The sequence below is a fragment of the Falsihalocynthiibacter sp. BN13B15 genome, assembly GCF_041205415.1.
GTDB classification, from domain to species: Bacteria; Pseudomonadota; Alphaproteobacteria; order Rhodobacterales; family Rhodobacteraceae; genus Falsihalocynthiibacter; species Falsihalocynthiibacter arcticus.
The window spans coordinates 1-614 of the sequence record NZ_JBGFCE010000076.1 but is presented as its reverse complement, the minus strand read 5'-3'; the positions used below and the strand labels follow the sequence as shown (position 1 = coordinate 614).

Sequence of the window (614 nt, the reverse complement as noted above, 5' to 3'; positions counted from 1 at the left end):
AACAACGGCTTACTTGGTTATTCCTGTTCCCTGCGGGTAGTTAGTCCGGCAAGACGCGCAGGATTAAGTCCCGATCAGGTTCGCCGTAGGCACCCTTGAGCGGTCCTGATTTGGCGGTGCCGCAAACGCAGTCTTCATGAACCTCTGACACCAAAAACTGGTGCTCGGGGATGTCATCGAAGGCAGCTATTATGACCGTTGAGCCTCTTTTGAGGGTTGGTTTGGTGCTCATGCTGCTTCCCTCCGTAACAGGAGGTCATGTAGCAAAAAGCCAAGCGTCACACTCAGTGGGAGCGGGTAGGGGAAAGGCTTGATAAGGTCTGGCAGACCAGCCAAAACGATCAACGCCCCTGCAAGTATCTGAGGAACGCTTAGGCTGTAGTTGGTTTTGGCCTTGAGGGCCCGATTTAGAGCAATACGGAAGGCTGTGCCTCCCAAGGTGAGTAGGGTGAATGTCGAGAGCATCGATATAAATCTCCATAAGGTTTTTTATATAGATGCCCGAGGTTCCTCACTTTTTTGGGTGAGCGGATTGACATAGATTGCCCTGGCTCAGTAGCTTTGGGGTGAAGAAATTGTTCTGTCAGCGAATTGAGAATGACGCGAACGGCCCA

The 614-nt window shown here is 51.6% G+C and carries 2 protein-coding genes; both read right to left on the bottom strand.

Features of this window, described 5'->3' with window-relative positions:
* Window positions 1-40: 40 nt before the first annotated feature.
* Window positions 41-232, bottom strand: coding sequence for a hypothetical protein (locus tag AB9F26_RS22230; RefSeq protein ID WP_369758208.1), 192 nt, complete (start codon window positions 230-232; stop codon window positions 41-43).
* A complete protein-coding gene (locus AB9F26_RS22225; protein WP_369758207.1) occupies window positions 229-465 on the bottom strand; it encodes a hypothetical protein in 237 nt (78 codons plus the stop codon). The genes AB9F26_RS22230 and AB9F26_RS22225 overlap by 4 nt, the downstream gene beginning before the upstream one ends.
* Window positions 466-614: the final 149 nt, after the last annotated feature.

Bases quoted from the DNA above. Each gene is read 5' to 3' on its own strand.
- AB9F26_RS22230 (WP_369758208.1), bottom strand. From the start codon at position 232: ATGAGCACCAAACCAACCCTCAAAAGAGGCTCAACGGTCATAATAGCT.
- AB9F26_RS22225 (WP_369758207.1), bottom strand. From the start codon at position 465: ATGCTCTCGACATTCACCCTACTCACCTTGGGAGGCACAGCCTTCCGT.